Genomic DNA, 25,058 nt, shown 5'->3' with positions numbered 1-25,058 from the left:
TGAGGGCGCACGCCGGCGGCATCTCGCGGAGGGGGTCACGTGCTCCAACCGGGAGGAGAGCCCGGCTATGCCCGGATCAGCGCGGCCAGGTCGACCCGGGCGCGTCCTGCCAGACGGTGCTCGGCGGAGCGAGCGACTCCAGCTCCTCGAACAGGGCGTCGGGGATCTCGAGCGCGTCGTCGGCCACGAAGGAGTCGTAGTGCTCGGCGGAGGCGGCGCCGACGACCGTCGTCGTCACGCGGGGGTCGCGCGTCGAGAACTGCAGCGCGGCGGCGGCGAGCGGCACGCCCGCCCGGTCGCAGGCCGCTCCCATCGCCGCGACGGCGTCGACGATCTCGCGCGGCGCCGGCCGGTAGGCGTAGGAGGCGACCGGCTCCGGCCAGCGCGCGAGGGCGCCTCCGCCGTAGACCGCCGCGTTGACCACGATCACGCCGCGGTCGACGGACGCGTCGATCAGCTCCTCGGAGGAGCGGTCGACCAGCGTGAAGCGGTTGTGGGTGATCACGGCGTCGAAGAGGCCGGTGTCGACGTAGTGGCGCAGCATCGGCGCGGGTCCGCCCGAGATCCCGATCGAGAGGGCGACGCCCGCCTCCTTCATCGCGACGAGCGCGCGGACCGGGCCGTCCTCGGCGAAGGCCTCGTCGTACGAGATGCGCTCGGGGTCGTGCAGGTAGAGCAGGGGGAGGACGTCCATCCCGAGGCGCTCGCGGCTCTCGTCGAGGCTGCGGCGCATCCGCTCGGCCGAGTAGCTGCCGGTGCTCGGGTCGCGGTCGAGCTTGGTGACCACGGTGATCCCCTCGGGGACACCGCCGCGGGCCTGCAGGGCCTCGCCGATCAGGCGCTCGCTGTGGCCGCCGGCGTACTCGTTGGACGTGTCGACGACGGAGACGGCGCGGGTGGCGGCGTCGGAGTCGAGGACGCGCTCGAGGGCCGGCACCCGATCGAGGTCGGCGACGCGCTCGGGGCGCCAGGAGGTGCCGAGGGTCAGCCGGGTGACGGTGGCGCCGGACGGGCCGAAGGGCCGGAGGCGGGAGGACTGCGGAGTCATCCGCTCAGCCTGGCAGCGCCGGGGTCCTCCCGCATCCCGCGGCGGATGAACGGTCAGTGGACGAGAGTGCTCAGCCCGACGACGCCGAAGCCCGGAAGCATCGTCGGGAGCGTCCCGGCGGAGAGGTGGGCGATCCGGAAGACGGTGTCGGAGCGGCGCGGCCGCCTCCGAGGTCGACGCGGTGTCGTGCTCGACGGGATCCCTCCGCGGGGCCTTCTTCGGGGCGCGATGACCGGCGGCGGACCGGCGCGAGGCCGCCGTGACGGCCGGACGCGGGCCGGTGGTGCGGCCTAGGCTCGGCGCGTGACCGTCGATACCGCCGCCGCCGACTCCTCCGCCCGCTCCACCCGCTCCGCCGTGCTCGACGCTCTCGCCACTCCGGCGCTGGTGCTCGACGAGGCGGTGCTCGACCGCGACATCGCCGCCGTCGCCGCGGCTGCCCGCGAGCGGGGTCTGGCGCTCCGCCCCCACGCGAAGACCCACAAGTCGCTCGAGATCGCCCGGCGCCAGCTCGCCGCGGGGGCCGTCGGGCTCACCGTCGCGACCGTCTCGGAGGCCGAGGTCTTCGCCGCGGGAGGGATCCGCGACCTCTTCATCGCCTACCCGCTCTGGCTCGACGCCGAGCGCGCCGGGCGGCTCCGCCATGTCCTCGCGAGCGCCCGTATGCGGGTCGGCGTCGACTCGGCGGAGTCGGCCGAGCGCCTGGCCGCGGCCCTGCCCGAGCGCGAGGGGCTCGAGGTCGTCGTCGAGATCGACTCCGGCCACCACCGCAGCGGCGTGCTCCCCGCCGAAGCCGGCGCGATCGCCGCGGCCGCCGTCTCGGCCGGGCTCGACGTCGCCGGCGTCTTCACCTTCCCCGGCCACAGCTACGCGGCCGGAAACGGAGCGGCGGCCGCCCGCGACGAGGCGCGCGCGCTCGCCGAGTCGGTCGCGTCGCTCGCGGCGTCCGGAGTCGAGGCCCGCGTGGTCAGCGGAGGCTCGACCCCGTCGGCCGCGTTCGCCGACTCCTCGGTGCTCACGGAGCTGCGCCCCGGGGTCTCGGCCCTCGGCGACGCCCAGCAGTGGGAGATCGGCACGACGACGCCCGAGGACATCGCCGTCACCGTCCTCGCCACGATCGTGTCCCGCCGCGGCGACCACCTGATCGCCGACGCGGGCAGCAAGGTGCTCTCCTCCGATCGTGGCGCGGCCTCGAGCGGCTTCGGCCGCCTCCCGGAGCACCCGGAGGCGCGCATCCCGGTGCTCTCGGAGCACCATGCGACGATCACCGGTGTCGACCTGCCCGTGGGGACGCGGGTGCGGATCGCGCCGAACCACGTCTGCGTCGCGGTGAACCTGGCCGACGAGTACCGCGTCCTCCTCCGCGACGGCGGCGGCGCCGTCTGGCCCGTCGACGCCCGCGGGCGGAACAGCTAGGCGATCCGCGAGCGCGGGATCCGCAGGCCGAGCAGCGCGCTCGCCGCCAGCAGCACGAAGGCGGAGGCGAAGGCCGCGGTCGGCGATGCGGCGTCGGCGAGAGCGCCTGCGAGCAGCGGCCCGATCACGCCGCCCAGGTCGGACGCGGCCTGGAACACCGAGACCGGCTTGCCGCCGCGCTCGCCCGCGGCGTCACCGACCAGCGCACCCGGGGCCGTGCCCATGAAGGCGGCCGCCGCTCCGTAGACGCAGAGCAGCACGACGAGCAGCCACAGCTCCGAGACGAACGGCATCGCCAGCATCGCCACCGCCGCGACGGAGAATCCGCCGATCAGCGCCGGGCGCCGACCGACCGTGTCGACGAAGCGGCCGGCGGGCGCTAGCGCGATCGTCTGCACCACCGCGGCGATCGCGAACGCGATGCCGGTCCAGGCGGGCTGCCCGCCGAGCCCCTCGACGACGAGCACGGGGACGAGCGTCGCGCGGACTCCCATCGCCGACCAGCCGAGGGCGAAGTTCGCCAGCACCGCGCTCTGGTACCGGCGGTCGCGGGCGACCTCGCGCAGGGGCTTCGTCCTCGCCGCGGCGGACGGTGCCGCGTCGCGCTCCGGCCGCTGCAGCAGGATCAGCCCGACGAGCCCCGCGATCGCGAGCGTGCCGGCGTAGAAGAAGAAGGGGGCGGTGAGCGAGATCGCCGTGAGCACGCCGCCCACCGCGGGGCCCGCCATGCCGCCGAGCAGGAAACCGCCCTGGTAGAAGCCGATCGAGCGGCCGCGCCGCTCCGGGCTCGCGGTGCGCAGGAGGAGCGTCATCGCCGCGACGGAGAACATCGCGGAGCCGATGCCGCCGACTCCGCGCAGCAGGAGGAGGTGCGGGTAGTCGGAGGCGAAGCCGACCAGCGCCGAGGAGAGCGCGACGATGCCGATGCCGATGGCGAGCACGACCCGCTCGCCGAACCGGTCGACGAGCGGCCCCACGAACGGATTCGCGACCAGCCGCATCAGCGCGAACGCCGAGACGACCGCGCCGACCGCCGTGTAGTCGACGCCGAAGCTGCGCACGTAGGTCGGCAGCACCGGCACGACGACGCCGAACCCCAGCATCACGAAGAAGGCGACGACCCCCAGCACGAGCACGTCCCGCGGCAGTCGCTCGCTGTCTCGGGAACGCCACGGGAATCGCACCTGTCGACGCTACCCCTTCTCGAGCGCCCGGCCCGCGCCGCGATGTGTCGAGTTCGCGCCGACCGTCCGACACCCTCTCCGCGATGGATACGGTCCCAGGACCCGGCGGATCTGCAGGCGAATGAGGAGACGTCATGAAGAGTTCTCTGTGGTTCGGGTCCGGTCTCGCTGTCGTCGCGCTGGCGCTGACGTCGGTTCTCGGGGCGCAGGTGGCCTCGGCCGCTCCGATTCAGCCGAACAAGAACTGCGAGTACGAGTTTCAAGGGGGGTGCGTGAAGTGGTACACCGGCGTTTCGATCTGCGATCACATCGTCGAGACCAGTGCCCCGGAACATCGCAAGAAGGCCTGCGCGGTCTGGGTCACGACGGGGACGATGCACATCGAGCGATGATCGATGGTGGACCGCACGACCGCCTCATCGGCGGTACTCGTATCCGTGCTGCTTCTTGTGGGCTGCACCGAGCCGGGAGGCGATCAGGAGGCCGCTCCCTGTGTTCCGCTCGAGCGCACGTGGAACGACTGCGCGCCGGAACTCGATCCCGTTCTGCGTCCACCGTTTCGCGAAGCCCTCGAGGGCTTCGACGAGAGCTCCTCGAACTCGATCGCGTCCGACGCTGCTCGTCTCGCCACGAGCAATCTGCTCTCCGCGATCTCCGGGGATCGACGAGCGAGCGAGTACTTCTGGAACGCCATGGACCTGATCGGCCGTGAGTGCGCCGAGGCGGGAGTCCCGCTGTCGTTCGACCACCACGGCGAGCAGCTGACGACGGGGAGCAGCGCCGACCACGGGCGCCCGCCTTGGGTCGTCGATCCGCCGCCTCAGTCGGAGAGCGGCACGATCGAGCCGACGATCCCGGAGTAGCTCACGTAGTAGAGGACGCCGTCGCGGTGGAGGACGCCGCGGCCGGGGTAGCTCTCGTCCGGTCCGTCGGGCCCGTCGAGGAAGCCCGGAGCCGCGGTGTCGTCGGCGGTGAACCCATCGGCGAGGAGCGCGGCGCTCCGGTCAGGCCACTCCGCGTCCGGGACCGCCAGCTGCCCGACCACGACCGACACGTCGCCCTGGCCGCTCCACCGGCAGAGCACCCCGTCCTCGGCGATCTCCTGCACGACGGGGTAGTCGGCGTCGTAGACCGTCGCCTCGGGCGAGAGGGCGAGGCCGTCCTCGGCGAGCGACGCCTCCTCCTCGGCGGTGAGCAGGTCCTCGCAGGGGAGCAGGGCGGTGGCCGGGGTCGCGGTGGGCAGCGGAGTCGCGCTGCCGGCGCTCGCGGTCGGCACGGCACTGCTCGGCGTCGGAGCGCTCGAGACCAGCGGTGGAGCTGTCGTCGGGGCCGTCCCCTCGTCGGCGCTTCCCGTGCAGCCGCTCAGCGCGAGCAGCCCCGCCCCGCAGGCGAGCAGCGCACCGGCGCCCCTCGCGGTCGTCGTCCGGATCATCGCGAGCCCCCTCGTCCGCGGCGGCCGCGTCGCCGCCCCCTCGATCCTCTCCTCCGCCCTCGCCGGCTGTCCACCGCCCCCGGCCGGCGCCGAGGCGACTACCGCTTCGGCCCCGCGCCGATCGCCCAGACCCGCGGCGGCACGGTGCCGTTGACCGCGTGGTCGCCGACGATCCGCGCCTTGAACACCCACGGATTGTGGCTCGCGGCCGTGCGAGCATTGCGCCAGTGCCGGTCGAGGTTCTTGCGGGTGCTCACCCCGGAGGCGCCCAGCGCGTCGAAGAGGTCGGAGGTCGCCCGGGTGGCCAGCTGCGTCAGGACGATCTGGGCCTGCGCCGTCTCGAGCTCGGCGAGGTCGTTCTGCCGCTCGTCCTCGAGCGGGTCGCCGTCGAGGGCCGCGTCGTGCGCCCGCTGCAGCGCGACCGCCGCGCGCTCCACGATCGCCGCTCCCGCGTAGGCGGCGGCCGAGACTTGCCCCACCACCTGCAGGATCTGCGGATCCGCCGCGAACGACTCGGCGTTCCCGTGCGAGAAGATCCGCGTCCGCGCTCGCACTTCGGCCGCGATCTCGCGCTCGGCCCCCGCGATCGAGCCCGCCAGCACGGCCAGCAGCACCGCCTGGTAGAACGCGGTCTGGTAGCGGAACCGGGTCTCGAAGTCGATCACGTCCTCGGCCGCGACCACCGCCTCCGTGAAGGTGCTCGTCCCCGAGCCCGTGGTGCGCTGGCCGAAGCCGTCCCAGTCGTCGGCGTGCTCGACGCCCGCCTGGCGAGCGTCGACGATCGCGATCACCTTCTGCCCGGTGTCGGTGCGCTGGGCGAAGGTGTCGATCCAGTCGGCGAAGACGCTGCCGGTGGAGTAGTACTTCGTGCCGGTCACCGTGAACCGCGTCGGGTCGCCCTCGACCGGAGCGACCTTCGTCTGCACGTCGCCGATCGCGACCGTGCCGACCTCGGTCCAGGCGTTGCCGCCGAGCTCGCCGTCGGCGAAGCGCCGGAGCCAGCGCTCGCGGGTCCCGTCGGTCGCGAGCAGCCGGTCCTCGACCAGGGCGAAGTGGCCGCGGAGCGCCTGGGGCAGGTTGGAGTCGGCGGCGGCCAGCTCCGTCAGCAGGCGGAACAGCTGGGGGAGGCTCGCGCCGGCCCCGCCGGACTCCAGCGGCACGCGCACCGCGCCGAACCCGGCGTCCGCCAGCGCTCGGATCTGCGCGACCGGCAGCTCGCGTGCGCTCTCCCGCGCCGCCGCTCCCGCCGCGATCTCGGCGAACAGCGGCCGGAACCGCCCCGCCAGCTCCTCGTAGTCCACCTCGGGCACGGCCCGCAGATCGGTCGCGGTCATCGTCGGCTCCTGTTCCGCTGCGCCCACCCCGGGCGGCTCGTGCTCGACGGTAGGGGAGGAGCCCGGTCCGCGGTCCGCCCGTGACGCCCGGTGTCCCTCCGTGACCTCCGGTGTCCCTCCGTGACGCCCGGATCGGGGAATGCCTCGCCCCCGGGGCTGTTGGCCCAGGGGATGTCCTCCACCACTCCCGTCCCCCCGTCCGACCCCCGCAGCGCCCTCGTCGTCGGTGCGACGGGCATCGGCGGCTCCGCCCTCGTCGACCTGCTCACCGAGCAGGGGTGGCCGGTGACCGCCCTCTCGCGCCGCCCGATCGACGCGCTCCCCGGCGTCACTCCGCTCGCCGCCGACCTGCGCTCCGCCGAGGACCTGGCCCGCGTTCTCGCCGACCAGCGCCCCACGCACGTCTTCTTCACCGCCTGGTCGCGCCAGGCGACGGAGGAGGAGAACATCGCGGTCAACGGCGGCATGGTCCGCGACCTCCTCGCCGCGCTCGCGCACGCTCCCGTCGAGCACGTCGCGCTGGTGACCGGCCTCAAGCACTACCTCGGCCCGTTCGAGGCGTACGGGCAGGGCGCGATGCCCGACACCCCGTTCCACGAGGAGGAGGAGCGCCTCGACGCCCCGAACTTCTACTACGCGCAGGAGGACGAGCTCTTCGCCGCGGCCGGGCGCGCCGGGTTCACCTGGTCGGTGCACCGCTCGCACACGGTCATCGGGCACGCCGTCGGCAACGCGATGAACATGGGGCTGACCCTCGCGGTCGCGGCGTCGATCCACCGTGCCGAGGGCACCCCGTTCGTGTTCCCCGGCTCGCTCACGCAGTGGAACGGACTCACCGACATGACCGACGCGACGATCCTCGCCGAGCAGATGCTCTGGGCGTCGACGTCGGAGGCGGGCCGTGACCAGGCCTTCAACGTGGTCAACGGCGACGTCTTCCGCTGGCGCTGGATGTGGACCCGGATCGCGGAGCACTTCGGCGTCGAGCCGGTCGGCCCGCGGGAGGAGCCGCAGCCGCTCGAGCAGCAGATGGCCGATGCCGAGCCCGTCTGGCGGCGTCTCGTCGACGAGCACGGGCTGATCGAGCCCGACCTCTCCCGCGTCGCCTCCTGGTGGCACACGGACGCCGACCTCGGCCGGAACCTCGAGGTCGTCACCGACATCGGCAAGTCCCGCCTCGCCGGCTTCACGGCGTTCCACCGGACGGTCGACTCGTTCACGGCGCTCTTCGACCGCTACCGCGCGGAGCGCCTGATCCCCTAGCCCGTCGGCCCTCATCCGTCGCCGCTCCGTCGTCCGCCGGACACCCCGTCGACACCCCTCGTCTCCCCGCCGTGCCTAGCGTCACGGCATGGCGGCGAGCGGATGATCGAGCGGGTGGACCCGTTCCTGGGCACGGAGGCGACCGCGCTCCCGGAGCCGACCGGGGTCGCAGCGACGTGGTGGTCGCCGAAGCCGCAGATCGGCAACACGCACCCCGGAGCCACCTACCCCCTCGGCATGGTGTCCGCGTGCTCCTACTCCGGCGCCTATCCGACGGGCTACGGCCGCTACGACCTCGCGCTCGAGGGGGTCCCGCCGACGCTCCACGACGGCCTCGAGGCGAGCGGATTCACCCACTTCCAGCAGTCGGGCACCGGCGCGATCCGCAAGTACTACAACTACCTGCGGGTCACGCCGATGCTCGAGCCGCTCGACGAGCTCGGGCGCAGCTGGGCCCTCGAGGACGAGGTGGCGGAGCCCGGCTACTACGCGGCGACCCTCTCCTCCGGCGTGCGGGCCGAGCTCACTGTCGGGCCCGCCTCCGTGGTGCACCGCTACACCTTCCCCGAGCACCGCAGCGCACGCGTGGTGGTCGACCTCTCCCTCGGGGGTCTGGCGATCCCGAGCGGAGCGACGGTGCCGCTGCGCGCGCAGCTGCACTCGATCTCGCCCGGAGTCGCGGCCGGCGAGGTCGTGATGGAGGGGGCGCCGCTCGCGGTGCACCTGGAGTGCGACGCCCTGCAGTGGCGGCAGATGCTCTGGTACGACCGCCGGCTGATGCCCGGCGGGACCCGGCTCGACTTCGACCACATCCGTCCCACCACGCTGCGCCCCTTCGGGCTGATGTGGGCGGGACCCAGCACGGCAGGGCAGACCGTCGAGCTCCGGATGGGCTTCTCGCTGCGGGGCACCGACCGCGCCCGTGAGAATCTGCATCGCGACGTCCCTCCTGCGGGCACCGGGTTCGACCAGCGCCGCGATCGCACCCGCAAGACGTGGCGGAAGCGCCTGCGCACGATCGCCGTCGACACCCCGTCCGCTGAGCGCGAGACGATCTTCTCGACCGCGCTCTACCACTCGCTGATCAAGCCGTGCCTCGCCCCCTCCGAGAGCCCGTTCTGGCCGACGGACGGACCCTTCGTCTTCGACATCAGCACGATGTGGGACATCTACCGCACTCAGCTCCCGCTGCTCACGATGCTGCTGCCGGAGCGGGCGGTCGAGATCGCGGCTGCGCTCCTCACCATCTGCGAGGAGGAGGGCAACTTCCCGATCGGCTACCGGATGGCCAAGGGCAGCGACCGGTTCTCGCGCCAGGGCAGTGCCCTCGCGCACACCTTCCTCGCCGACCTCTGTCGGCTCGGGCTGCCCGGCATCGACTGGGACGCCGCTCTCGTGCACATGAGCGAGGACCTCAAGCGGATGTACGGCGAGGAGTTCCTCGCCGCGGGGGAGGCTCACCCGATCAGCCACACGCTCGACCTGGCGCACGGCTACTGGTGCACAGCGGTCGTGGCCCGCCACGTCGGCGATCTCGAGCTCGCCGAGCAGCTCGAGGAGCGCGCCGCGCAGTGGGTGAACGCGTTCGACCTCCGCTCCGGCCTGCTCAAGGACTCGACGTACTACGAGGGCACCCGCCACAACTACTCGTTCCGCCTGCTGCACGACATGGCCGGGCGCATCGCCCTCAGCGGAGGGGACGAGGGCTTCGTCGCCCAGCTGGACGAGTTCTTCGGCTACGGAGCCGAGCCGGTCGTCCAGCCCGGGCTGCGCCCCGAGCGGAGCGAGATGCTCGCGGGAGCCGAGCTCGGACGCTTCGAGGGGCTCAACAACGAGCCCGACATGGACTCGCCGTGGGCGTACCACTACGCGGGACGGCCCGACCGGACCGCCGAGATCGTGCACGGCGTGCTGCACCAGCGGTTCGGAGCGGGCCGGGGAGGCCTGCCGGGGAACGACGACTCCGGCGGCCTCAGCTCCTGGTACGTGTGGGCGAGCCTCGGGCTGTTCCCCGTCGCCGGGCAGGGCCTGGTGCTGGTCAACGCGCCGAGCTTCGCGCGCGCGTCGGTGGCGATCGGAGGGGCCGACCTCGAGATCCGGACCACCGGCTTCGTCGAGCCCGAGCCGGGTGGGCCGGTCCAGTACGTGCAGTCGGCCGAGTTCGACGGCGCGCCCCTCCTGACGAGCGTCCTGACCGCGGCCGCCCTCCATCGCGGCGGCGAGCTGCTCCTGCACCTCGGTCCGGAGCCCTCCGACTGGGGGACCCTGCCCGAGCATCGGCCGCCCTCGTGGCCGGCGCGCCGGCACTGACCCCCGCTCGCCGTCACCCCCGCCACCACCGACCCCGCGCGTCCGGCCTCCGCCGCCGCACCCGACCGACGACCCCTGAAGGAGACCCATGGACCAGAGCACGCACGCGAACACTGTGCAGAACAGACTCGTCATCGTCGTCCGCGCCGATCCGGTGATCTGCGGGCACTCCGTCGAAGCGCGCAATCTCGCCGAGACCGCCCGCGAGCGCGGATTCGACGAGGTCCGGATCGTCACCTGGCCGATCGACCGGCTCGAGGCCGCGGGCCTCCCGCTCAAGCCGCTCGACGCCGTGCTGCCCTACAGCGACGGCATCGTCGTGGAGCGGCCGGGACCCGTGGGCGACTACAAGGTCCCGGACGGCCGCTGGCTGGCCGGGATGACCGGACGCCTGATCGAGCTGTTCACCGACGGCGTCCCGACCGTCTGCCTCTCGCTCTACCTGAGCCCGCACACGCTCGTCGTGGCCGACGCCCTCCGCGCCGCCTGGAGCACCGGACTGCCCGTCGAGGTGACCACGATCGCCGAGGCCGTCGGCTCCGACGTCACGAACGTGGTCCGCCGGGCGGTGGAGGAGGGCCGGCTGGGCGCCGCCGCCCACATCCTCTCCTCCTACCTCTCGCAGGACCACTGCGTCGCGGTGTCGGAGTACACGCGCGACCTGATCATCGAGGAGGCGGAGCGCGTCGACGCCGCGCACGGGACGCGCTTCGCTCCGCAGTGCCGGGAGCGCATCGCCGTGTCCTACCCGGCGATCGACGCGGACGCCTACCTCGACCTCGACCCCGGCGTCGTCGAGGAGGTCGTGCGGGCCCGCGGACTCCGGACCGACGGCTACGTCCTCTTCCTCTCGCGCCTGACCGAGGCGAAGGGCGTGGAGGATCTCATCACCGGCTACGAGCGCAGTGCCGTCCACGAGCGCCACGAGCTCGTCATCGCGGGTCGCGGTCCGCAGGAGGCGGAGCTGCGCCGGATCGCGGCGGCGTCACCGCTGGCGCACCGCATCCGCTTCCTCGACGACGTCGGCGACGCGGAGAAGCCCTTCCTGATGGCGGGCTGCGCGGCGTTCGTGCTCCCGAGCAAGCCGCGGCCCGAGTTCGTCGAGACCTTCGGCATCGCGCTGGCCGAGAAGATGCTCGCCGGGGGCGGCCCGATCATCACCACGCTGACCGGCGGCATCGGCGAGGCGATCGGCGAGCACGCCTTCGTGACCCCGGTCGACAGCCCGGACACGATCGCCGCGCTCCTCGACCACGCCGTCCTCGAGCTCAGCGCCGACGATCGCGCACGCCGAGCGGCGGCCGCCCGGGAGTACGCCCTGCAGTTCGATCGGCGGGTCGTGTTCGACCGCCTCTTCGCCCGCCTGGCGCGGCCCGCCGTGGCGACGGCGGCGCTCTAGCGGCGGGAGTCCGGAGAGGCCGTCGCTGCGGCGCCCCTCGCGATGAGCACGTCCGGCGAGAGCTGGTGGCGCACGAAGCGGAGCGTGAAGCTGCGGCGGTCTCCTCCGGAGACCCGCTCGGCGAGGACGCGGATGCCGAGGACGGCGACGACGCGCCACTGCTCGGTCTCGTGGGCGACGACGGCGCAGAAGAGGTCGCCCGGGCGCACCTCGTCGACGGTGGTGGTGAGGCTGTTCGTTCCGTGGGTCATCTGGCCGCTCCTGGTTCCGGCGGACCTCGCGGACGGCGCTTCGGGTGCGCCGCGCAGCCGTCCGCCGGTCGCTCGAGAGGGGGGCCCGAGCGGCCGGCGGCCGGTCATGCGTGCGACAGCAGGGACGAGCCCGCCGGAACGACCCCTTGCCGCAGGAGCAGTGTAGGACTGCGACCCTGACCGTGGCGCGGAATGTCAACCACTTGCGAGCGCGCTCCCGGGGTTCTCAAGCCCGGAGACGACGGAACCCGCCTCCCGGGCGGGAAGGCGGGTCGTGTCGGTGTGCGGCGGCGGCGCCTGATCGGGAGCGGCTCCGGCGCGGAGGGTCAGGCGGCGGGCTCGGCGCGGCGCAGCGGAACGGCGGCGTTGCTCGTCGGCTCGGGCACGATGCGGAGGCCGGCGCCGCTGTTGGCGCGCTCCATGAGGGCCTCGACCCACTCCGGGTTGATCGTGGGCTGACGGCTGCCCTTGAACTCGAACTGGATCGGGATGGTCGGGTGCATCCATACGCCGCGGCGGCCGGTGCCGGCCTGGGGGCTCGCGTCGAGGGTGAGCAGGAAGCGCTCGTCGCGGCGGAACTTGTTGATGATGACGATCTGGAGGTGGGCGAGGGCGCGGTCCTCGACCTCGATGGCGGCGGGGGGAGTGCCGTACAGGATGTTGCCCATGGTGTGCTCCGATCTGACGTGCGAGTGGCTGACGTCCGTCACTCTATATCGCTAGAAAGACTTCCTACTAGTTGAGCTAGCTACTTACGTCGCGGACTGCGTTTTCTGTCCATCGCCGCCGGTCGCCTCGATTCTCCGACGGACCCGGGGCGCGGCAGAAGTCCCTCGGAGTGAACTCTCGGGGACGCACGGCCACGGCCGCGTGGACGCGCGTCAGGCGCGGCGCTGCTCCAGCACGCCGTCGGCGTACTCGCCGATCGGCTCGCCCGCGAGTTCCTGGGCGGCGTCGACCGTCTCGGAGTCGGCCGGGCGCTCGACGATGTCGCGCATCGTCTGCAGGAAGCGGATGACGGTCCCGGCCTCGGAGGGGTTGAGCGTCTCGGCCGCCTCGAGCATGCGGCGGTGCATCTCGTCGAGCGTCTCGCGCACCTCGCGGTGGGAGGTGGGGGTGGCGACGATGCGGATGGCCCGGCGGTCGCTCGGGTGCGGCTCCCTGACCACGTGCCCGCTCTTGACCAGCCGGTCGATCAGCACGGTCGTGGAGGCGGAGGAGATGCCGAGGTAGGAGGCCAGGTCCTTCGGGCTGACGTGCACGCCCTTCTGCTGGCGGCGCATGAGGAACTGCACGGCCAGCAGGTCGTTCTCGCCCATGCCCATGGATCCGCGGGTCCGTCGGCGCATCGCGGCCTCCGCCGTGCGGAAGGCGCGCATCGCGGCGAGGACCTCCACCGCTCCGGGCTCGGTCGCCTCACCCGAGAACCAGAAGGCCCCGGGTCGCTTCAGCGTGACCTCATCCATGCCGAACAGTCTAGACAGTCTCGTAGCAAGAACATCTAGACAAGCCAACCTCCCCCGAGGTGCTTGCCTGGAAGGGCGGCGACCACTACGAATGGACTACTAGTTAGACGAGCTAGTGACTCATTCGCGAAGGGAGCTGCCCGTGCTGGACGAACTCGACCGCCTGCAGCCGCTCCTGGCCGACGTCGTGGATCCGCTGGTCGGCTCCACCCTGGCCGGTCGCTACCTCGTGCTCGAGCGGGTGGGGGAGGGCGGCAGCGCCGTCGTCTACCGCGCCCGCGACCTCCGCCTCGCCCGCCAGGTCGCGGTCAAAGTCCACCGCGACGTCCCGGACACCCCCAACGAGCGGGCGCGTCGCGAGCGCGAGATCCGCTTCCTGATCGACTCGCGTCACGCCTCCGTGGTGGACGTCCTCGACCAGGGCGAGATCCCCGGCGAGGAGGGCGACCTCGCGTTCCTCGTCCTCGAGTACTTCGACCGCAGCGACCCGGCGGCCGACTGGTTCGGCTCCGGCGATGAGCGGCTCGTCGCGGAGGTCGGCGCTCAGGTGGCCGATGCTCTCGCGCACCTGCGCGCGCAGGGCGTCCTCCACCGCGACGTGAAGCCCGAGAACGTCCTCGTCCGCTCGCGCGCCACCGCATCCGGCTTCTCCGCGCACGAGGCCAAGCTCAGCGACTTCGGGATCGCCCGCTCGGTCGACGACGCCCGGCTCACCCGCTCCGACGTGCTGGTGGGCACCGCCGCGTACCTCAGCCCCGAGAGCCTCGGCTCCGGCCCGGTCGGACCGGCGTCCGACGTCTACTCGCTCGGGCTGGTCCTGCTCGAGGCCGTCTCGGGCCGCAGGGCCTACACCGGCACGACGCTCGAGATCTCGATCCAGCGCCTCCACCACGCGCCCGTCGTCCCGGAGTCGGTCCCGGCGGAGTGGCGCGAGCTGCTGACCGCGATGACCGCTCTCGATCCGGCCGACCGCCCCTCCGCCGAGGAGGTGGCACGCCGGCTCTGGGCGCGCCTGGCCGGCGGCCCCGCCGCAGCCCCCTCCCGCAGCGGAGTCACGGGCACGGTCGCCCTCGTCGCCGCGGGCCTGGTCGGCGCGGTGACGGCCCTCTCGCTCACCGGCTGGCTGGGCTGAGCGCCCCGAGCGGTCCTCGTCCGCTCAGGTTCCTCGCGAGCGTGCTCCCGTAGGCTCCGGGCGACCCTCGACCGACCCCGAGCCGCGTCGCCGCGGACCGAACGGAGCCGATCCCATGAGCCCGCGCCGCCTCTTCCGCCTGCTGTCGATCGTCGAGGCGGTGACCTGGACTCTCCTGATCGTCGGGATGCTGCTGAAGTACGCGGCCGGAGCCGGCGACTGGCCGGTGAGCGTCGCCGGGCCGATCCACGGGTTCGCGTTCCTCGCCTACGGAGCCGCGGCCCTGGTGCTCGCGGTGAACCAGCGGTGGTCGGCGGGCGCGACGGCGCTCGCGGTCGTCAGCGCGGTCGTGCCCTACGCGACCATCCCGCTGGAGCGCGGCTTCGAGCGCCGCGGCCTGCTGGAGGGCCCGTGGCGGACGCACGCGACGGACGACCCGCGCGACCGGCGTGTGACGAGCAGACTCCTCCGCTGGGCGCTCGCGCGGCCCGTGCTCGCCGGGGCGCTGGTCCTGGCTCTGGTCGCCGTGGTCTTCGCGGCGCTGCTCGTGGTCGGCCCGCCCGGGGGCGGCGAGGCCTGATCCCGCGCGCGGCGTGCCTCAGACGGGGCGCGTCTCCGCGTCGATGAGGATCTCTGCGGCGCGACGCGCGTGCAGGGCGGCCTCCGGGGTTCCGGCGATGGCCGCGGTGGTCTGGGCGCCCTCGGCGAGGATCGCGAGCTGCGCGGCGAGCTCGGCGCCGCCACCCGCCTCCTCGGCGAGGGTCGCGAGGAAGCGCTGGAACGTCTCCTTGTGGTCGCGCGCCATCTCGGCGACCATCGGGTTCGACGAGCCGAGCTCCCCGAAGGCGTTGATGAAGCCGCAGCCGCGGAACGAGTCCTCGGAGAACCAGTCGAAGAGGAAGTCGTAGATCGCGAGCAGCTTGCCGCGAGGTCCGTCCGCCGCGGCGACCCGGGTGGTCACGCCGAGGGTCCACTGCTCGTGCCGGCCGTGCAGGACGGCGACCACCACCGACTCCTTGCTCGGGAACTCCGAGTAGAGGCGCTTCAGCGAGACGCCCGCGGCCGTGCGGAGCTCGTCCATCCCGACGGACTGGATGCCGCGCTCGTAGTAGAGCCGGTCGGCGGCCGCGAGGATCGCCTCGCGGGGAGGGCGCTCGTCGAGGATCGGGGACATCCCTCCATGGTAGGCGGTACCAGAACGGGCGTTCTCGGTCGGCGGCCGCGCTCTCCGCAGGGGGTCCGGGGGCCGGGCGCTGCTGCTAGCGTCGCGCTCGGGCGCGCGGGCGCCCGGGAACGGGAGGCGGACGCATGGTCGTCGCGATGCAGGCCGAGGGATTCGACGGGCCGGAGGCGCTGCGCGCCGTCGAGGTCGATCCGGGGGAGCCGACGCCCGGCAGGGTGCGGATCGCGGTGCGCGCCGCGGGCGTGAACCCGGCCGATGCGAAGCTCCTGCGCGGGATGTTCGGGCGCGGTCGGGTGCCGGTCCGGCCGGGCAGCGAGGTCTCCGGAGTCGTGACCGCGGTCGGCGAGGGGGCCGAGGGGCCGCTCGGCCCGATCCGCGTGGGCGACGAGGTCGTGGCGTTCCGGGTCTCCGGCGGCTACTCCGCCGAGCTGGTCGCGCCCGCGAGCGCGGTCCTGCCCAAGCCCGCCGGGCTCGGCTGGGCGGCGGCCGCGGGCCTGCTGCTGGCCGGGACGACCGCCGAGCACCTCGTCGAGGCCACCCGCGTCTCCTCCGGGGACACCGTCCTGGTGCACGGGGCGAGCGGGGCCGTCGGCTCGCTCGCGGTGCAGCTCGCGGTCGCCCGCGGAGCACGGGTGCTGGGCACCACGAGCGAGCGCGGCGAGGAGGTCGTCCGCCGCTTCGGCGCGGAGCCGGTCCGCTACGGCGCCGGGCTGGAGGAGCGCGTGCGCGCCCTGGCCCCCGGCGGCGTCGACGTCGCGCTGGACACGGCGGGCACCGACGAGGCGCTGGACGCCTCGGTGGCTCTGGTCGCCGACCGCTCGCGCATCGCCACTGTGGCCGGCTTCGAGCACGCCGCCCGCCTCGGCGGGATCCTGATGCTCGGCGGCGGACCGGGAGCCGATCCCGGCACCGCGCTCCGCGACGCCGCCCGGCCGGGCCTGCTCGACCGCGCCGGTCGCGGGGAGCTCGAGGTCGTGCTCGGGCCCTCCTTCCCGCTGACCGAGGCGGCCACCGCGCTCGCCCTCGTCGAGTCGGGCCGCGCGCGCGGCAAGACGGTCCTGCTCCCCTGAACGAGACGTCCTCCCTCGACCTGCCGGCCCTCGGGCCCTTCGACTCCGCCGGCGCCGCGAGCCTCCTCCGCAACCACGCCCTCCCCGGAGTGGAGCGGGTCTCGGCCGACGGCCGGCGCCTGGAGCGCCTGCTCGCCCTCGACGGGGCGCCGCGGCCGGTCGCGCTCGAGGTGACGGAGACCGGGCTGCGGGTGGAGGCGGAGCCGGACGTGCTGACGCCGGCGGCCGCGGTCGTCCGTGCCTGGTTCGACCTCGACTCCGATGTGGTGGCGATCGGCGCCGAGCTCTCGCGGGACCCGCTGCTCGCCCGCTCCGTCGCGGCCCGGCCGGGGCTGCGCGCGACGCAGTACCCGGAGGCGTTCGAGGCGGCGGTGATGGCGGTCCTCGGCCAGCAGGTGTCCGTCGCCGCGGCCCGGACCTTCGGCGGACGCACCGCCGCGGCCTTCGGCGCCCCGGGGGAGCGCGGTCTGCTGGCGTTCCCCGAACCCGCCGCCCTGCTCGCACCGGAGTTCGAGGCTCTGCGCTCGGCGATCGGGATCACCAACGCCCGGGCGCGGACGGTCCGGGCCGTCGCCGAGGCCTTCGCCGCCGGACCCGTGCTCGACCGCGCGGGCGACCTGCCGGAGCAGCGGCGCGCGCTCCTCGCGATCCCGGGCATCGGGCCGTGGACGGCCGACTACCTCGCGCTCCGGTTCCTCGGCGATCCGGACGCCTTTCCCGCCGGCGACCTGGTGCTGCGGAAGGCGCTCGGCCGGGTGAGCACGGCGGAGGCGGAGGCGGCGTCGCAGGCATGGCGGCCGCACCGGGCGCACGCGGCGTTCCACCTGTGGGCGAGCACCGGGGCGGTCTGAGCGGACGGACGACCCGAGTCGAGAGGCCGCGCCCGGACCGGCGGCCGGGACCGGCCGCCGACGGATCAGGTCAGGTACTCGACGTCGTCGTACAGGATCGGCGCGTTCTCGGCGTCCGGATCCTCGACCGGGACGTCCTCGTGCTCGAGGATGACCGCGACGCCCGGGGAGACCAGCACGCAGACCTCGCGCTCGCCGGCGACCGTGAAGCTCACCATGTCGCCGCGGTTGCGCACGGCCTCGACCAGGCGCTTCTCGAGCTCCTCGGTGTCGAGGGAGACGGCGAGGAGGAAGCGACGGCCGTCGATGCTGAGCGTGGTGCGCCGCATCGTCGCCTCGGGCTCGGGAGGCATGCCGCGTCCGCCGCGGCCCGGCGTGACCGCCTTGACCCGCAGCGACGAGGCGTGCATCCGGATGACGGCGTTCACGAGCCCGCCTCCGGGCGCGACTCGTGGTGGCGGCGGCCGCCGGAGCGGCGGTCCTCCTTCATCTCGGACTCGAAGAGGTGGCGGCGTCCGCCGGCGAGCTCGTCGCGCGCGGCGCGCTCCTGCTCCCGGAACGCGGCGTAGTAGGTGTCGTCGTAGTCCTCGACGATCTGGAAGGTCCAGCGCCCCTCGATGACGTTGCGGCCGACGAGCTCGGCCTCGATCCGCTCGGCGGTCGCGGCGTGGCCGGCCTCGCGCAGCGCGTCGACGGCCTCGCCCAGAGCGAGGTCGGCTGCGCCGGTGAGCCGGTGGAAGCCGTAGAGCAGACCGCGGGCGTGCTCGACCGTCTCGAGCGCCTCCGAGAGCTTCCCGAGCGCCGCCACGGTGGCGTCGTCGAGACCCTCCGGGCGCAGGTGCGCGGAGTCGGGGTGGTCGTGTGAGCTGCTCATCCAGGTGAGCTTAGGCCGACCTAAATGCTCTGTGACCCCCTTGCGCCGCCGCCGGGAATGGTTCGTGCCCGGAGCGGCAGGGCGGTCAGGTGCACGTAGCGGAGCACTCCGTCGTCGGCGACGGCGGTCAGGAAGGTGCAGGCCGGCTGGCGCCTCCGATCCGTCGGGGAGCCCGGATTGAGCAGGCGGAGACCCGCCGGGGAGACGGTGTCCCAGGGGATGTGGCTGTGCCCGAAGACGAGCACGTCGGCACCCGGATGGGCGGCGTCGGCGCGGGTCTCGCGGCCGGTCGCCGCTCCGGTCTCGTGCACCACGCGGACGTCGAGGCCGGCGACGCGGGCGCGCGCGACCTCGGGCAGGCGGGCGCGCAGCGGCTCCGGATCGTTGTTGCCACACACGGCCAGCAGGAGCGCCGCCCGCTCCTCCAGCGCGTCCAGCGTCGCCTCGTCGACCCAGTCGCCCGCGTGCACGACCAGGTCGGCCTCGTCGACCGCGCGCCACACCTCGTCCGGGAGGGACTTCGCCCGCTTCGGGAGGTGCGTGTCGGCGAGCAGGAGGAGGCGGACCGGACCGTCGACCTCGGGTGGAGAGCCGTCGGGGCCGGGCTGGAGCAGGGGCATCAGCGGGCGGGGCCGGGCGTCGGCTCCACTCCGCCGTCGGCGCCGGGCTCGTTCGCGGTCCCGGAGCTGCGGAGGCGGGCGTCGAGCGCCTCGAGGTCGGCGGCGAACCAGAGGTGGTCGCCGCGGTTCGACTCGACGACGAAGGCCTGCAGCGCGCTCGACTCCGCCACCGGCCCGCTGACGTCGCCGAGGATCACCAGCCGCTTGCCGTACGAGACGAACTTCTGCACGAACTCGCCGGCGATGCCGGAGCGCAGGCGGAGGAACTCGGGGTCGAGCCGGCCGACGGGCACCACGATCGTCTCGACGTCGCCGCCGTAGGTCTCGCCGATCAGCGCGATCGCGTCGTCCGGGGTCGAGAGCGCGCCTCCGTCGTCGTCGACGAGCAGGAGGGGGACGCCCTGGCGGGTCTCGGTTCTCATCGGGCCAGCCAATCACGTCGGCCGGGGAGAGGCGAGCAGTGCCGTCCGGGCCTCCGCTCGGGGCGTCCCCTCCTGCGCCGGTCGTGCTTGCGGGGACACGCCGATCAGGCGTCCGGACGGGCTGCCCGCACCGCCGCTACGAGCCCGGCAGCTCGACGCGGCGCTTGAAGCCCACGTGCGAGTCGACGAAGCCCAGGCGCAGGTAGAAACGGTGGGCGTCGGTGCGGGCGGCGTCCGAGGTCAGCTGGACGAGCGGCGTGCGGAGCTCGATCGCAGCGACGTCCAGCACCCAGCGCATCAGGGCCGTGCCGATCCCCGCCGACCGCTCGGCGCTCGCCACCCGGACCGCTTCGACGAGCAGGCGGGAGCTGCCGCGGCGCGCCATCCCGGGGATCACGGTCAGCTGCAGCGTGCCGACCACGGCTCCGGCGCCGTCCACCGCGACCACGAGATCGTTGCCCGGGTCCTGCGCGATGCTCCGGAAGGCGGCCTCGTAGGCGGCCCCGTCCTCCTCGGCGGCGACGTCTCCGCGCCCGGCGCTGATCGGGTCGTCGGAGAGGAGCCGGACGATCGCGGGGAGGTCGTGGAGCACCGCGCGGCGGAGGAGGAGGCTCCTCTCCCCGGGGCCGGCGTCGCAGGGGAGGGTCAGGTCGGCGATCATGCCCTCATCCTCCCTCTGCTCCACGGCGGGAGCGGTCGTCGGAGGCGGGCAGGACGCGGCTGAGAGCGGCAGGGGGATCCTGGTGCCCGGTCCGCACGTCCACGCGCCGCGCGCCGCAGCCGGCGCAGCGGACGTACACGACGACGCCCTCGCTGGTCCGGTGGGCCGACTCGGTCGTCCAGCCGTGCTCGTGCGGATCGACGGCGGGGGCGAGCGGCTCGGAGGGGTGCGGGGAGGGTGTGGAGGTGCGCATGGGAGCCACTGTGCTGTCATGGTCTTATGCAGCTCAACCCTTACGGCGAATACGCGGTCCTGCTCGCCGCCTCCCTCGCGAACGACTGGCCGTCCGACCGCGAGGGCATCGAGGCTCGAACGCGCGAATACGGCATGACGATGGCCTTCGAGTCCGGCCCGGACGACCACGCCCGGACGCGCGACGTGATCGACGAGTGGCTGGAAGTGGTCGACGCGCCGACTCCGAGCGGCCGGGCGACGTCGCTGAACCGCCAGATGGCCGCGATCGCCGCGTATCCGCGCCTGACCGACCACGACGACGAGGGCTGGCACCTGCACTACCGCGACCAGGACCAGTCCCTGGCGCACGTCCTCCACGCCGTCATCGCGGTCGGCACGGCGCTGCACCTGACGACCCGGGGGATGAGCCGCCTCCGGCGGTGCGAGGCCGGTCGGGCGCCGGGCGACCACTGCAGGAACGTCGTCGTCGACGTGACGCGGAACGGCCGGCAGCGGTACTGCTCCGTCCGCTGCGCGAACCGGGCCGCGGTCCGGCGGCACCGCCTGCGGCACGCGGAGTGAGTCCGCGCGGCCCCGTCACTCCGCCGCGTCGCCGCCCGGCTTCATCCAGAACGGGGAGTAGTGGTAGCCGTCGAGGTCGTCGAACTGGCGCTGGTACATGAAGGGGTAGTCGTCGGTGTCGCCGATCCGGCCGCCCGCGGCGGCGGCCCGCTCGACGAGCTCGTCGACGGCCTCGCGGCTGTCGAGGTCGAACGAGACGGTCACCTTCGAGGGGGTGCCGGGGGCGCCGATCAGCTCCTCGGTGGCGCCGACGCTCTCGTACATCGCGCGGCTCGCCAGCATGACGGACGTGTCGGGACCGATCCCGAAGCAGGAGACGTCCTCGCGGGACATCTCGGCGTTCAGGGTCCAGCCGAGCGCGGTGTAGAAGGCGGTGGCGCGCTCGACGTCGTCGACCGGGCAGGTGATGAAGAGGCTCATGCGCTCACCCTCGCCACCTGCGGGCGGGCCGTCAAGAGCTCCGCGAGGGAACTCCGGACGGCCCGCCGGGACTCAGCGGAACGACCGCAGCCGCAGGCTGTTCAGCACGACGAAGACGCTCGAGAACGCCATCGCGGCGCCGGCCACGAGCGGCCCCAGGAGTCCGGCCATCGCGAGCGGGATCGCGGCCACGTTGTAGGCGAAGGCCCAGAAGAGGTTGCCCCGGATGACCGCGAGGGTGCGGCGCCCGAGGCGCAGGGCGTCGGGCACTCGGCCGAGGTCGTCGCCGACGAGCGTGATGTCGCTCGCCTCGATCGCCGCGTCCGATCCGGCGCCCATCGCGATCCCCACGTCCGCGGCGGCCAGCGCGGCGGCGTCGTTCACACCGTCGCCGACGAAGGCGACGTGGCGGCCCTCCGCACGGAGGCGCTCGATCACGGCGAGCTTCTCCTCCGGCAGCACCTCGGCGACGACCTCGTCGATGCCGACGGCCGAGGCGACGGCCTGCGCCGCCCGCGGGTTGTCGCCGGTCAGCACCATCACCCGCAGGCCCCGCTCGCGCAGGGCGCGGACGGTGCGGGACGCCTCCGGCCTCGGCTCGTCGCGGAGGACCGCGAAGCCGCGAAGCGCCCCCTCCCAGCCGACGCCGACGACGGTGCCGCCCTCGGCGGTCGCTCGCTCGGCGCGCTCGGCGAGACCGCCCGGCGCGAAGCCCCACTGCTCCTCCAGCCAGCGCAGCCGGCCGGCGACGACCAGGCGGCCCTCGACCCGGGCACGCACGCCGAACCCGGTGCTGGAGCGGAATCCGGTCGCCTCGGGGACGTCGAGGTGCGCGGCCCCGGCCACGATCGCCGCGGCGAGCGGGTGCTCCGACCCGCGCTCGACTGCGGCGAGCATCCGCAGGCTCTCGTCGTCGCTGGACTCGACGACCTGGAAGGCGCCGGTGGTGAGCGTGCCGGTCTTGTCGAGCACGACCGTGTCGATCCGGCGCCCGGCCTCGAGCACCTCCGGCCCGCGGAGGAGGATCCCGAGCTGGGAGCCGCGGCCGGTGCCGACGAGGACGGCGGTCGGGGTGGCCAGGCCCAGCGCGCACGGGCAGGCGACGACGAGGACGGCGACGGCGGGAGAGACGGCGGCGGCGAGGTCGGCGCCGGCGATCAGCCAGCCGGCGAGGGTGGCCAGGGCGAGCACCACCACGACCGGCACGAAGACGGAGGAGACGCGGTCGGCGAGCCGCTGGACGCGCGCCTTGCCGGCCTGCGCGTCCGAGACGAGGCGGCCCATCCGCGCGAGCGTGGTCTCGGAGCCGACGCGGTCGACGCGGACGGTGAGCAGGCCGTGCGCGTTGAGCACTCCGCCGGTCACGGTCGAGCCGGGGCCGACCTCGACCGGCACGCTCTCGCCGGTGAGCATGCTCGCGTCGATCGCGCTCGAGCCCTCGAGCACGGTGCCGTCGGCGGCGACGGTCTCGCCGGGGCGCACGCGGAGGACGTCGCCGACGGCGAGCGAGGACGCGGGCACGCGCTCCTCCTGCCCGTCGGCGGCGACGCGCACGGCGTCCTTCGCGCCGAGGCGGAGGAGCGCCCGGAGCGCCGCACCGGCGTCGCGCTTCGACCGCGCCTCCAGGTAGCGGCCGGCCAGCACGAGGACGGGGACGGCGGCGGCGACCTCGAGGTAGATCTCGTCGTGGCCGGAGCGGCTGCCCAGCAGCTCGAACGGCATGCTCATGCCCGGCCGCCCGGCGTCGCCGAGGAACAGAGCCCAGACCGACCAGGCGAAGGAGGCGCTGACACCGAGGCTGATCAGGGTGTCCATGGTGGTGGAGCCGTGCCGCAGCGCCCGCCAGGCGTTGCGGTGGAAGGGGAGCGCGCCCCAGACCGCGACCGGCGAGGCGAGGGCGAGGCACAGCCACTGCCAGTTCGCGAACTGCAGCGGCGGGATCATCGAGAGCAGGACCACCGGCACGGCGAGCAGGGCGGAGACGCGGAGCCGGGTGCGCAGGGCGCGCCGCTCGCGGTCGTCGTCGCTCTGCTCCTCCTGCTCCTCCGTGGGAGCCGCCTCGCCGATGGAGGGGACCGTCGCGCTGTAGCCCGCGGCCTCGACGGCGGCGATCGCGTCGGCCGGAGTCGTGCCGGGCGGGAGGGTCAGCGTCGCGCGCTCGAGGGCGAGGTTGACCGTCGCGTGGACGCCGGGGAGCGCGTCGAGGCGCTTCTCGACCCGCGCGACGCAGGAGGCGCAGGTCATCCCTCCGATGGCGAGCTCGAGCGGGGTGCCGGTGGTCTCGGTCACGTCAGCTCAGGGGAGCGAGGCGGTAGCCCGCGTCGGCGACGGCGGCGGCGATCTCCTCGCGGCCGAGCGGCCGGGAGGAGCCGACCGTGACGGTCGAGACCCCGTCGGGGGCGAGGGACACATCGACCGCTGAGACCTCGGGGTAGGCGGCGAGCTCCTCGGTGACGCTGCGGACGCAGTGCTCGCAGGTCATGCCCGCGACGCCGAAGCTCTGCACGGACGCGGCCGACAGGGAACCCTGCGCCGCGTGGCCGGCGTCGGAGCGGCCGGCGTCGCCGTGGCCGCCGCACGCGCAGGCGCCGCCTCCGCCGCAGCCGCAGCCTCCCGTCGATCCGCTCGCGGTCAAGCCGAGGTCGATCCTGGTGCTCATGGGTCCTCCTGTGTGATGCGTCCGGTCCGATCCGGTCGATCGGCCCGGTGGGCGTCCGGTCGGCACGCCGGTCACCGCATACCCCCGGGGGGTACTCCATCGTAAGCCCAGCGAGCCCTCTCGGCAAGGCGGGAGGGCGGAGGAGGGATGATCTCAGGGGCGGCTCGGAGCCGCGCGAGGAGGGAGGGGCGCATGGATCCCGCATCGACGCCGCACTGGGGCGAGCCCCCGCCGCGCACGCCCCCGGCGGTCCCGCTGCCCCCGCGCACGCGGTTCGAGCCGACGGCGCTGCTCGCCGCGCCCCTGCCCGCCCCGGCCGCCGTCCGGGCCCGGGTCCGCCAGGCCGCCCCGGAGCGGCAGCGCCGGCTGGCGGCGCTCGCCGCGGTCACCGAGGGGTTCGCCGTCCTGCGCACTCCCGAGCTCGCCCGGGCGCTGCGCCGGATCGCGGCACCCGCCTCCGCCGCTCCGGCCGCCGCCGCCGCAGTGCTGGCCGTCGGCCGCGACGGACTCGAGCTCGCCGCCGAGCGCGCGGACGCCTTGCGCATCGCCGAGTGGGATCGGATCGTCTCGGTGGGCGTCGGCACCTCGCCCTCGGGTGCCCACCGGGTCCGCGCGCTGGTCCTGGCGGTCCTCGCGCCGCCGCCCGCCTCCGCCGTCCTGCGTGCGGCGAGGCGGCGCCCGCGCACCGTCCTCGTGCCCCTGGTCGTCGCCGCCCCGGCCGCTCTCGGCTGGCGCGTGGCCGACGACCGCACGTTCCTCCTCGCTCTCGACCGCCTGCAGCGCGCCCTCGAGGAGCGTGCCCGGTGAGGGCGCGGCTCCGCTTCGCCCTCGCGGCCGTCGCCGTGCTCGGCCTGGGCCTGGCGCTGCGGTTCGTGCTCACGGGGCTGCTCGCCGACCTCGCCGGCGGAGTGGCCTACGTCGCGCTGGTGGCGCTGCTGATCGCGGTGCTCCTGCCGCGCATCCCGGGCGTGACGGCTGCCGGGATCGCGCTGGCCTGGTCGATCGCGATGGAGCAGCTGCAGGCGATCGGAGTCGCAGCGCGCCTGGTCGAGCTGTGGGCGCCGCTCCGCCTCGTCGTCGGCACCACCTTCTCCTGGCTCGACATCGCGGCCTACGTCCTCGGCGCGGTCGTCGCCGCGGCCGTGCACCTCGCCGTCGCTCCGCGCGAGCAGTCCGCCTGACGGGAGTCCGCGCCCGGCGTCTCCTGTTCGCCCGTCGGCCGGGCTGCCGCGAGGGGTCCCGGCGTC

Annotated in this window: 30 protein-coding genes; 13 read left to right on the top strand and 17 right to left on the bottom strand. The window is 74.2% G+C overall.

The genetic code is table 11. From position 1 onward, the window contains the following. Positions 1-76: 76 nt before the first annotated feature. Positions 77-1,048, bottom strand: a complete 972-nt coding sequence (locus tag C5C99_RS01975) for an aldo/keto reductase (RefSeq protein WP_104339514.1) — start codon at positions 1,046-1,048, stop codon at positions 77-79. Positions 1,049-1,351: 303 nt separating this feature from the next. On the opposite strand from C5C99_RS01975, the gene C5C99_RS01970 reads away from it, so the two are divergent. Then, complete coding sequence (locus tag C5C99_RS01970) at positions 1,352-2,464, top strand: alanine racemase (RefSeq protein WP_258063597.1); 1,113 nt, start codon at positions 1,352-1,354, stop codon at positions 2,462-2,464. Here the strand turns inward: C5C99_RS01970 and C5C99_RS01965 are convergent. Beyond that, positions 2,461-3,648, bottom strand: a complete 1,188-nt coding sequence (locus C5C99_RS01965) for an MFS transporter (RefSeq protein ID WP_258063596.1) — start codon at positions 3,646-3,648, stop codon at positions 2,461-2,463. The two genes, C5C99_RS01970 and C5C99_RS01965, sit on opposite strands and share 4 nt — an antisense overlap. Positions 3,649-3,782: 134 nt before the next feature. Here C5C99_RS01965 and C5C99_RS01960 point away from each other — a divergent pair, with 134 nt between their 5' ends. Together C5C99_RS01960 and C5C99_RS01955 are read left to right on the top strand one after the other, a co-directional pair. Continuing rightward, positions 3,783-4,040 (top strand): hypothetical protein, encoded by a 258-nt coding sequence (locus tag C5C99_RS01960; protein ID WP_104339513.1) that lies wholly within the window; start codon positions 3,783-3,785, stop codon positions 4,038-4,040. A gap of 3 nt (positions 4,041-4,043) precedes the next feature. After that, positions 4,044-4,511 (top strand): hypothetical protein, encoded by a 468-nt coding sequence (locus C5C99_RS01955; RefSeq protein WP_104339512.1) that lies wholly within the window; start codon positions 4,044-4,046, stop codon positions 4,509-4,511. Here the strand turns inward: C5C99_RS01955 and C5C99_RS01950 are convergent. Both C5C99_RS01950 and C5C99_RS01945 read right to left on the bottom strand, forming a co-directional pair. Then, entirely contained in the window at positions 4,469-5,080 is a 612-nt protein-coding gene (locus C5C99_RS01950; RefSeq protein WP_104339511.1) for a hypothetical protein, read from the bottom strand. The genes C5C99_RS01955 and C5C99_RS01950 overlap by 43 nt on opposite strands. 98 nt (positions 5,081-5,178) lie before the next feature. Continuing rightward, the gene (locus C5C99_RS01945) at positions 5,179-6,414 is read right to left on the bottom strand and encodes an acyl-CoA dehydrogenase family protein (RefSeq protein WP_104261042.1); all 1,236 of its coding nucleotides are present in this window, start codon (positions 6,412-6,414) and stop codon (positions 5,179-5,181) included. 171 nt (positions 6,415-6,585) lie between these two features. Between C5C99_RS01945 and C5C99_RS01940 the strand changes: the two genes are divergently transcribed. From C5C99_RS01940 to C5C99_RS01930, 3 genes are all read left to right on the top strand, one after another. Next, positions 6,586-7,677 carry an SDR family oxidoreductase gene (locus C5C99_RS01940; RefSeq protein ID WP_104268554.1) on the top strand — a complete coding sequence of 364 codons (1,092 nt, stop codon included), beginning with the start codon at positions 6,586-6,588 and terminating at the stop codon, positions 7,675-7,677. 114 nt (positions 7,678-7,791) lie between these two features. After that, the gene (locus tag C5C99_RS01935) at positions 7,792-9,987 is read left to right on the top strand and encodes a glycoside hydrolase domain-containing protein (RefSeq protein ID WP_258063595.1); all 2,196 of its coding nucleotides are present in this window, start codon (positions 7,792-7,794) and stop codon (positions 9,985-9,987) included. An 88-nt stretch (positions 9,988-10,075) separates the two neighbouring features. Then, positions 10,076-11,386, top strand: a complete 1,311-nt coding sequence (locus C5C99_RS01930) for a glycosyltransferase (protein ID WP_104249746.1) — start codon at positions 10,076-10,078, stop codon at positions 11,384-11,386. Here C5C99_RS01930 and C5C99_RS01925 read toward each other — a convergent pair. The 3 genes from C5C99_RS01925 to C5C99_RS01915 all read right to left on the bottom strand — a co-directional run bounded on the left by C5C99_RS01925 (position 11,383) and on the right by C5C99_RS01915 (position 13,103). Then, on the bottom strand, positions 11,383-11,637 hold the full coding sequence (locus C5C99_RS01925) for a hypothetical protein (protein ID WP_104246999.1): 255 nt from the start codon (positions 11,635-11,637) through the stop codon (positions 11,383-11,385). The two genes, C5C99_RS01930 and C5C99_RS01925, sit on opposite strands and share 4 nt — an antisense overlap. Before the next feature lie 326 nt (positions 11,638-11,963). Beyond that, positions 11,964-12,305, bottom strand: a complete 342-nt coding sequence (locus C5C99_RS01920; RefSeq protein ID WP_104224199.1) for an ATP-dependent DNA ligase — start codon at positions 12,303-12,305, stop codon at positions 11,964-11,966. A gap of 213 nt (positions 12,306-12,518) precedes the next feature. Then, the gene (locus tag C5C99_RS01915) at positions 12,519-13,103 is read right to left on the bottom strand and encodes a MarR family winged helix-turn-helix transcriptional regulator (protein WP_104224167.1); all 585 of its coding nucleotides are present in this window, start codon (positions 13,101-13,103) and stop codon (positions 12,519-12,521) included. Between the two features lie 142 nt (positions 13,104-13,245). On the opposite strand from C5C99_RS01915, the gene C5C99_RS01910 reads away from it, so the two are divergent. After that, a complete protein-coding gene (locus C5C99_RS01910; protein WP_181074526.1) occupies positions 13,246-14,235 on the top strand; it encodes a serine/threonine-protein kinase in 990 nt (329 codons plus the stop codon). A 115-nt stretch (positions 14,236-14,350) separates the two neighbouring features. Continuing rightward, the gene (locus tag C5C99_RS01905; protein WP_104247001.1) at positions 14,351-14,815 is read left to right on the top strand and encodes a DUF3817 domain-containing protein; all 465 of its coding nucleotides are present in this window, start codon (positions 14,351-14,353) and stop codon (positions 14,813-14,815) included. A gap of 18 nt (positions 14,816-14,833) precedes the next feature. Here the strand turns inward: C5C99_RS01905 and C5C99_RS01900 are convergent, their stop codons facing one another. Continuing rightward, complete coding sequence (locus tag C5C99_RS01900; protein ID WP_104224170.1) at positions 14,834-15,409, bottom strand: TetR/AcrR family transcriptional regulator; 576 nt, start codon at positions 15,407-15,409, stop codon at positions 14,834-14,836. 134 nt (positions 15,410-15,543) lie between these two features. Here C5C99_RS01900 and C5C99_RS01895 point away from each other — a divergent pair, with 134 nt between their 5' ends. Both C5C99_RS01895 and C5C99_RS01890 read left to right on the top strand, forming a co-directional pair. Further along, positions 15,544-16,488 (top strand): NADP-dependent oxidoreductase, encoded by a 945-nt coding sequence (locus C5C99_RS01895; protein WP_258063594.1) that lies wholly within the window; start codon positions 15,544-15,546, stop codon positions 16,486-16,488. Beyond that, on the top strand, positions 16,485-17,339 hold the full coding sequence (locus C5C99_RS01890) for an AlkA N-terminal domain-containing protein (protein WP_308471804.1): 855 nt from the start codon (positions 16,485-16,487) through the stop codon (positions 17,337-17,339). Before C5C99_RS01895 ends, C5C99_RS01890 begins: the two co-directional genes overlap by 4 nt. A 65-nt stretch (positions 17,340-17,404) precedes the next feature. Here the strand turns inward: C5C99_RS01890 and C5C99_RS01885 are convergent, their stop codons facing one another. From C5C99_RS01885 to C5C99_RS01860, 6 genes are all read right to left on the bottom strand, one after another. Next, positions 17,405-17,767: a hypothetical protein gene (locus C5C99_RS01885; protein ID WP_104339507.1), complete on the bottom strand. Its 363-nt coding sequence runs from the start codon at positions 17,765-17,767 to the stop codon at positions 17,405-17,407. Continuing rightward, complete coding sequence (locus C5C99_RS01880) at positions 17,764-18,213, bottom strand: hypothetical protein (protein ID WP_104224173.1); 450 nt, start codon at positions 18,211-18,213, stop codon at positions 17,764-17,766. Before C5C99_RS01880 ends, C5C99_RS01885 begins: the two co-directional genes overlap by 4 nt. 20 nt (positions 18,214-18,233) lie before the next feature. Beyond that, positions 18,234-18,833 carry a metallophosphoesterase gene (locus C5C99_RS01875; RefSeq protein WP_104339506.1) on the bottom strand — a complete coding sequence of 200 codons (600 nt, stop codon included), beginning with the start codon at positions 18,831-18,833 and terminating at the stop codon, positions 18,234-18,236. Continuing rightward, complete coding sequence (locus C5C99_RS01870) at positions 18,833-19,255, bottom strand: DUF4180 domain-containing protein (protein ID WP_104224175.1); 423 nt, start codon at positions 19,253-19,255, stop codon at positions 18,833-18,835. The genes C5C99_RS01875 and C5C99_RS01870 overlap by 1 nt, the downstream gene beginning before the upstream one ends. A 136-nt stretch (positions 19,256-19,391) precedes the next feature. Then, positions 19,392-19,916 carry a GNAT family N-acetyltransferase gene (locus C5C99_RS01865; RefSeq protein WP_104225943.1) on the bottom strand — a complete coding sequence of 175 codons (525 nt, stop codon included), beginning with the start codon at positions 19,914-19,916 and terminating at the stop codon, positions 19,392-19,394. Positions 19,917-19,920: 4 nt separating this feature from the next. Next, the gene (locus tag C5C99_RS01860) at positions 19,921-20,169 is read right to left on the bottom strand and encodes a hypothetical protein (protein ID WP_104339505.1); all 249 of its coding nucleotides are present in this window, start codon (positions 20,167-20,169) and stop codon (positions 19,921-19,923) included. Positions 20,170-20,195: 26 nt separating this feature from the next. Here C5C99_RS01860 and C5C99_RS01855 point away from each other — a divergent pair, with 26 nt between their 5' ends. Then, positions 20,196-20,732: a CGNR zinc finger domain-containing protein gene (locus C5C99_RS01855; RefSeq protein ID WP_104339504.1), complete on the top strand. Its 537-nt coding sequence runs from the start codon at positions 20,196-20,198 to the stop codon at positions 20,730-20,732. Positions 20,733-20,747: 15 nt separating this feature from the next. Here C5C99_RS01855 and C5C99_RS01850 read toward each other — a convergent pair whose 3' ends face one another. The 3 genes from C5C99_RS01850 to C5C99_RS17400 all read right to left on the bottom strand — a co-directional run bounded on the left by C5C99_RS01850 (position 20,748) and on the right by C5C99_RS17400 (position 23,811). Then, a complete protein-coding gene (locus C5C99_RS01850) occupies positions 20,748-21,152 on the bottom strand; it encodes a VOC family protein (protein WP_104249754.1) in 405 nt (134 codons plus the stop codon). A gap of 72 nt (positions 21,153-21,224) precedes the next feature. Beyond that, entirely contained in the window at positions 21,225-23,441 is a 2,217-nt protein-coding gene (locus C5C99_RS01845; protein WP_258063593.1) for a cation-translocating P-type ATPase, read from the bottom strand. A 1-nt stretch (position 23,442) separates the two neighbouring features. Continuing rightward, positions 23,443-23,811, bottom strand: a complete 369-nt coding sequence (locus C5C99_RS17400; protein ID WP_104224180.1) for a heavy-metal-associated domain-containing protein — start codon at positions 23,809-23,811, stop codon at positions 23,443-23,445. A gap of 192 nt (positions 23,812-24,003) precedes the next feature. On the opposite strand from C5C99_RS17400, the gene C5C99_RS16985 reads away from it, so the two are divergent. Both C5C99_RS16985 and C5C99_RS16980 read left to right on the top strand, forming a co-directional pair. Continuing rightward, positions 24,004-24,618, top strand: coding sequence for a hypothetical protein (locus C5C99_RS16985; RefSeq protein WP_181067801.1), 615 nt, complete (start codon positions 24,004-24,006; stop codon positions 24,616-24,618). After that, positions 24,615-24,992, top strand: coding sequence for a DUF2809 domain-containing protein (locus tag C5C99_RS16980; RefSeq protein ID WP_181074525.1), 378 nt, complete (start codon positions 24,615-24,617; stop codon positions 24,990-24,992). The genes C5C99_RS16985 and C5C99_RS16980 overlap by 4 nt, the downstream gene beginning before the upstream one ends. Positions 24,993-25,058: the final 66 nt, after the last annotated feature.

Source organism: Rathayibacter sp. AY1C4, assembly GCF_002932195.1.
In the GTDB taxonomy this organism is placed as follows: domain Bacteria; phylum Actinomycetota; class Actinomycetes; order Actinomycetales; family Microbacteriaceae; genus Rathayibacter.
This window is presented reverse-complemented; position numbering and strand designations above follow the sequence as displayed.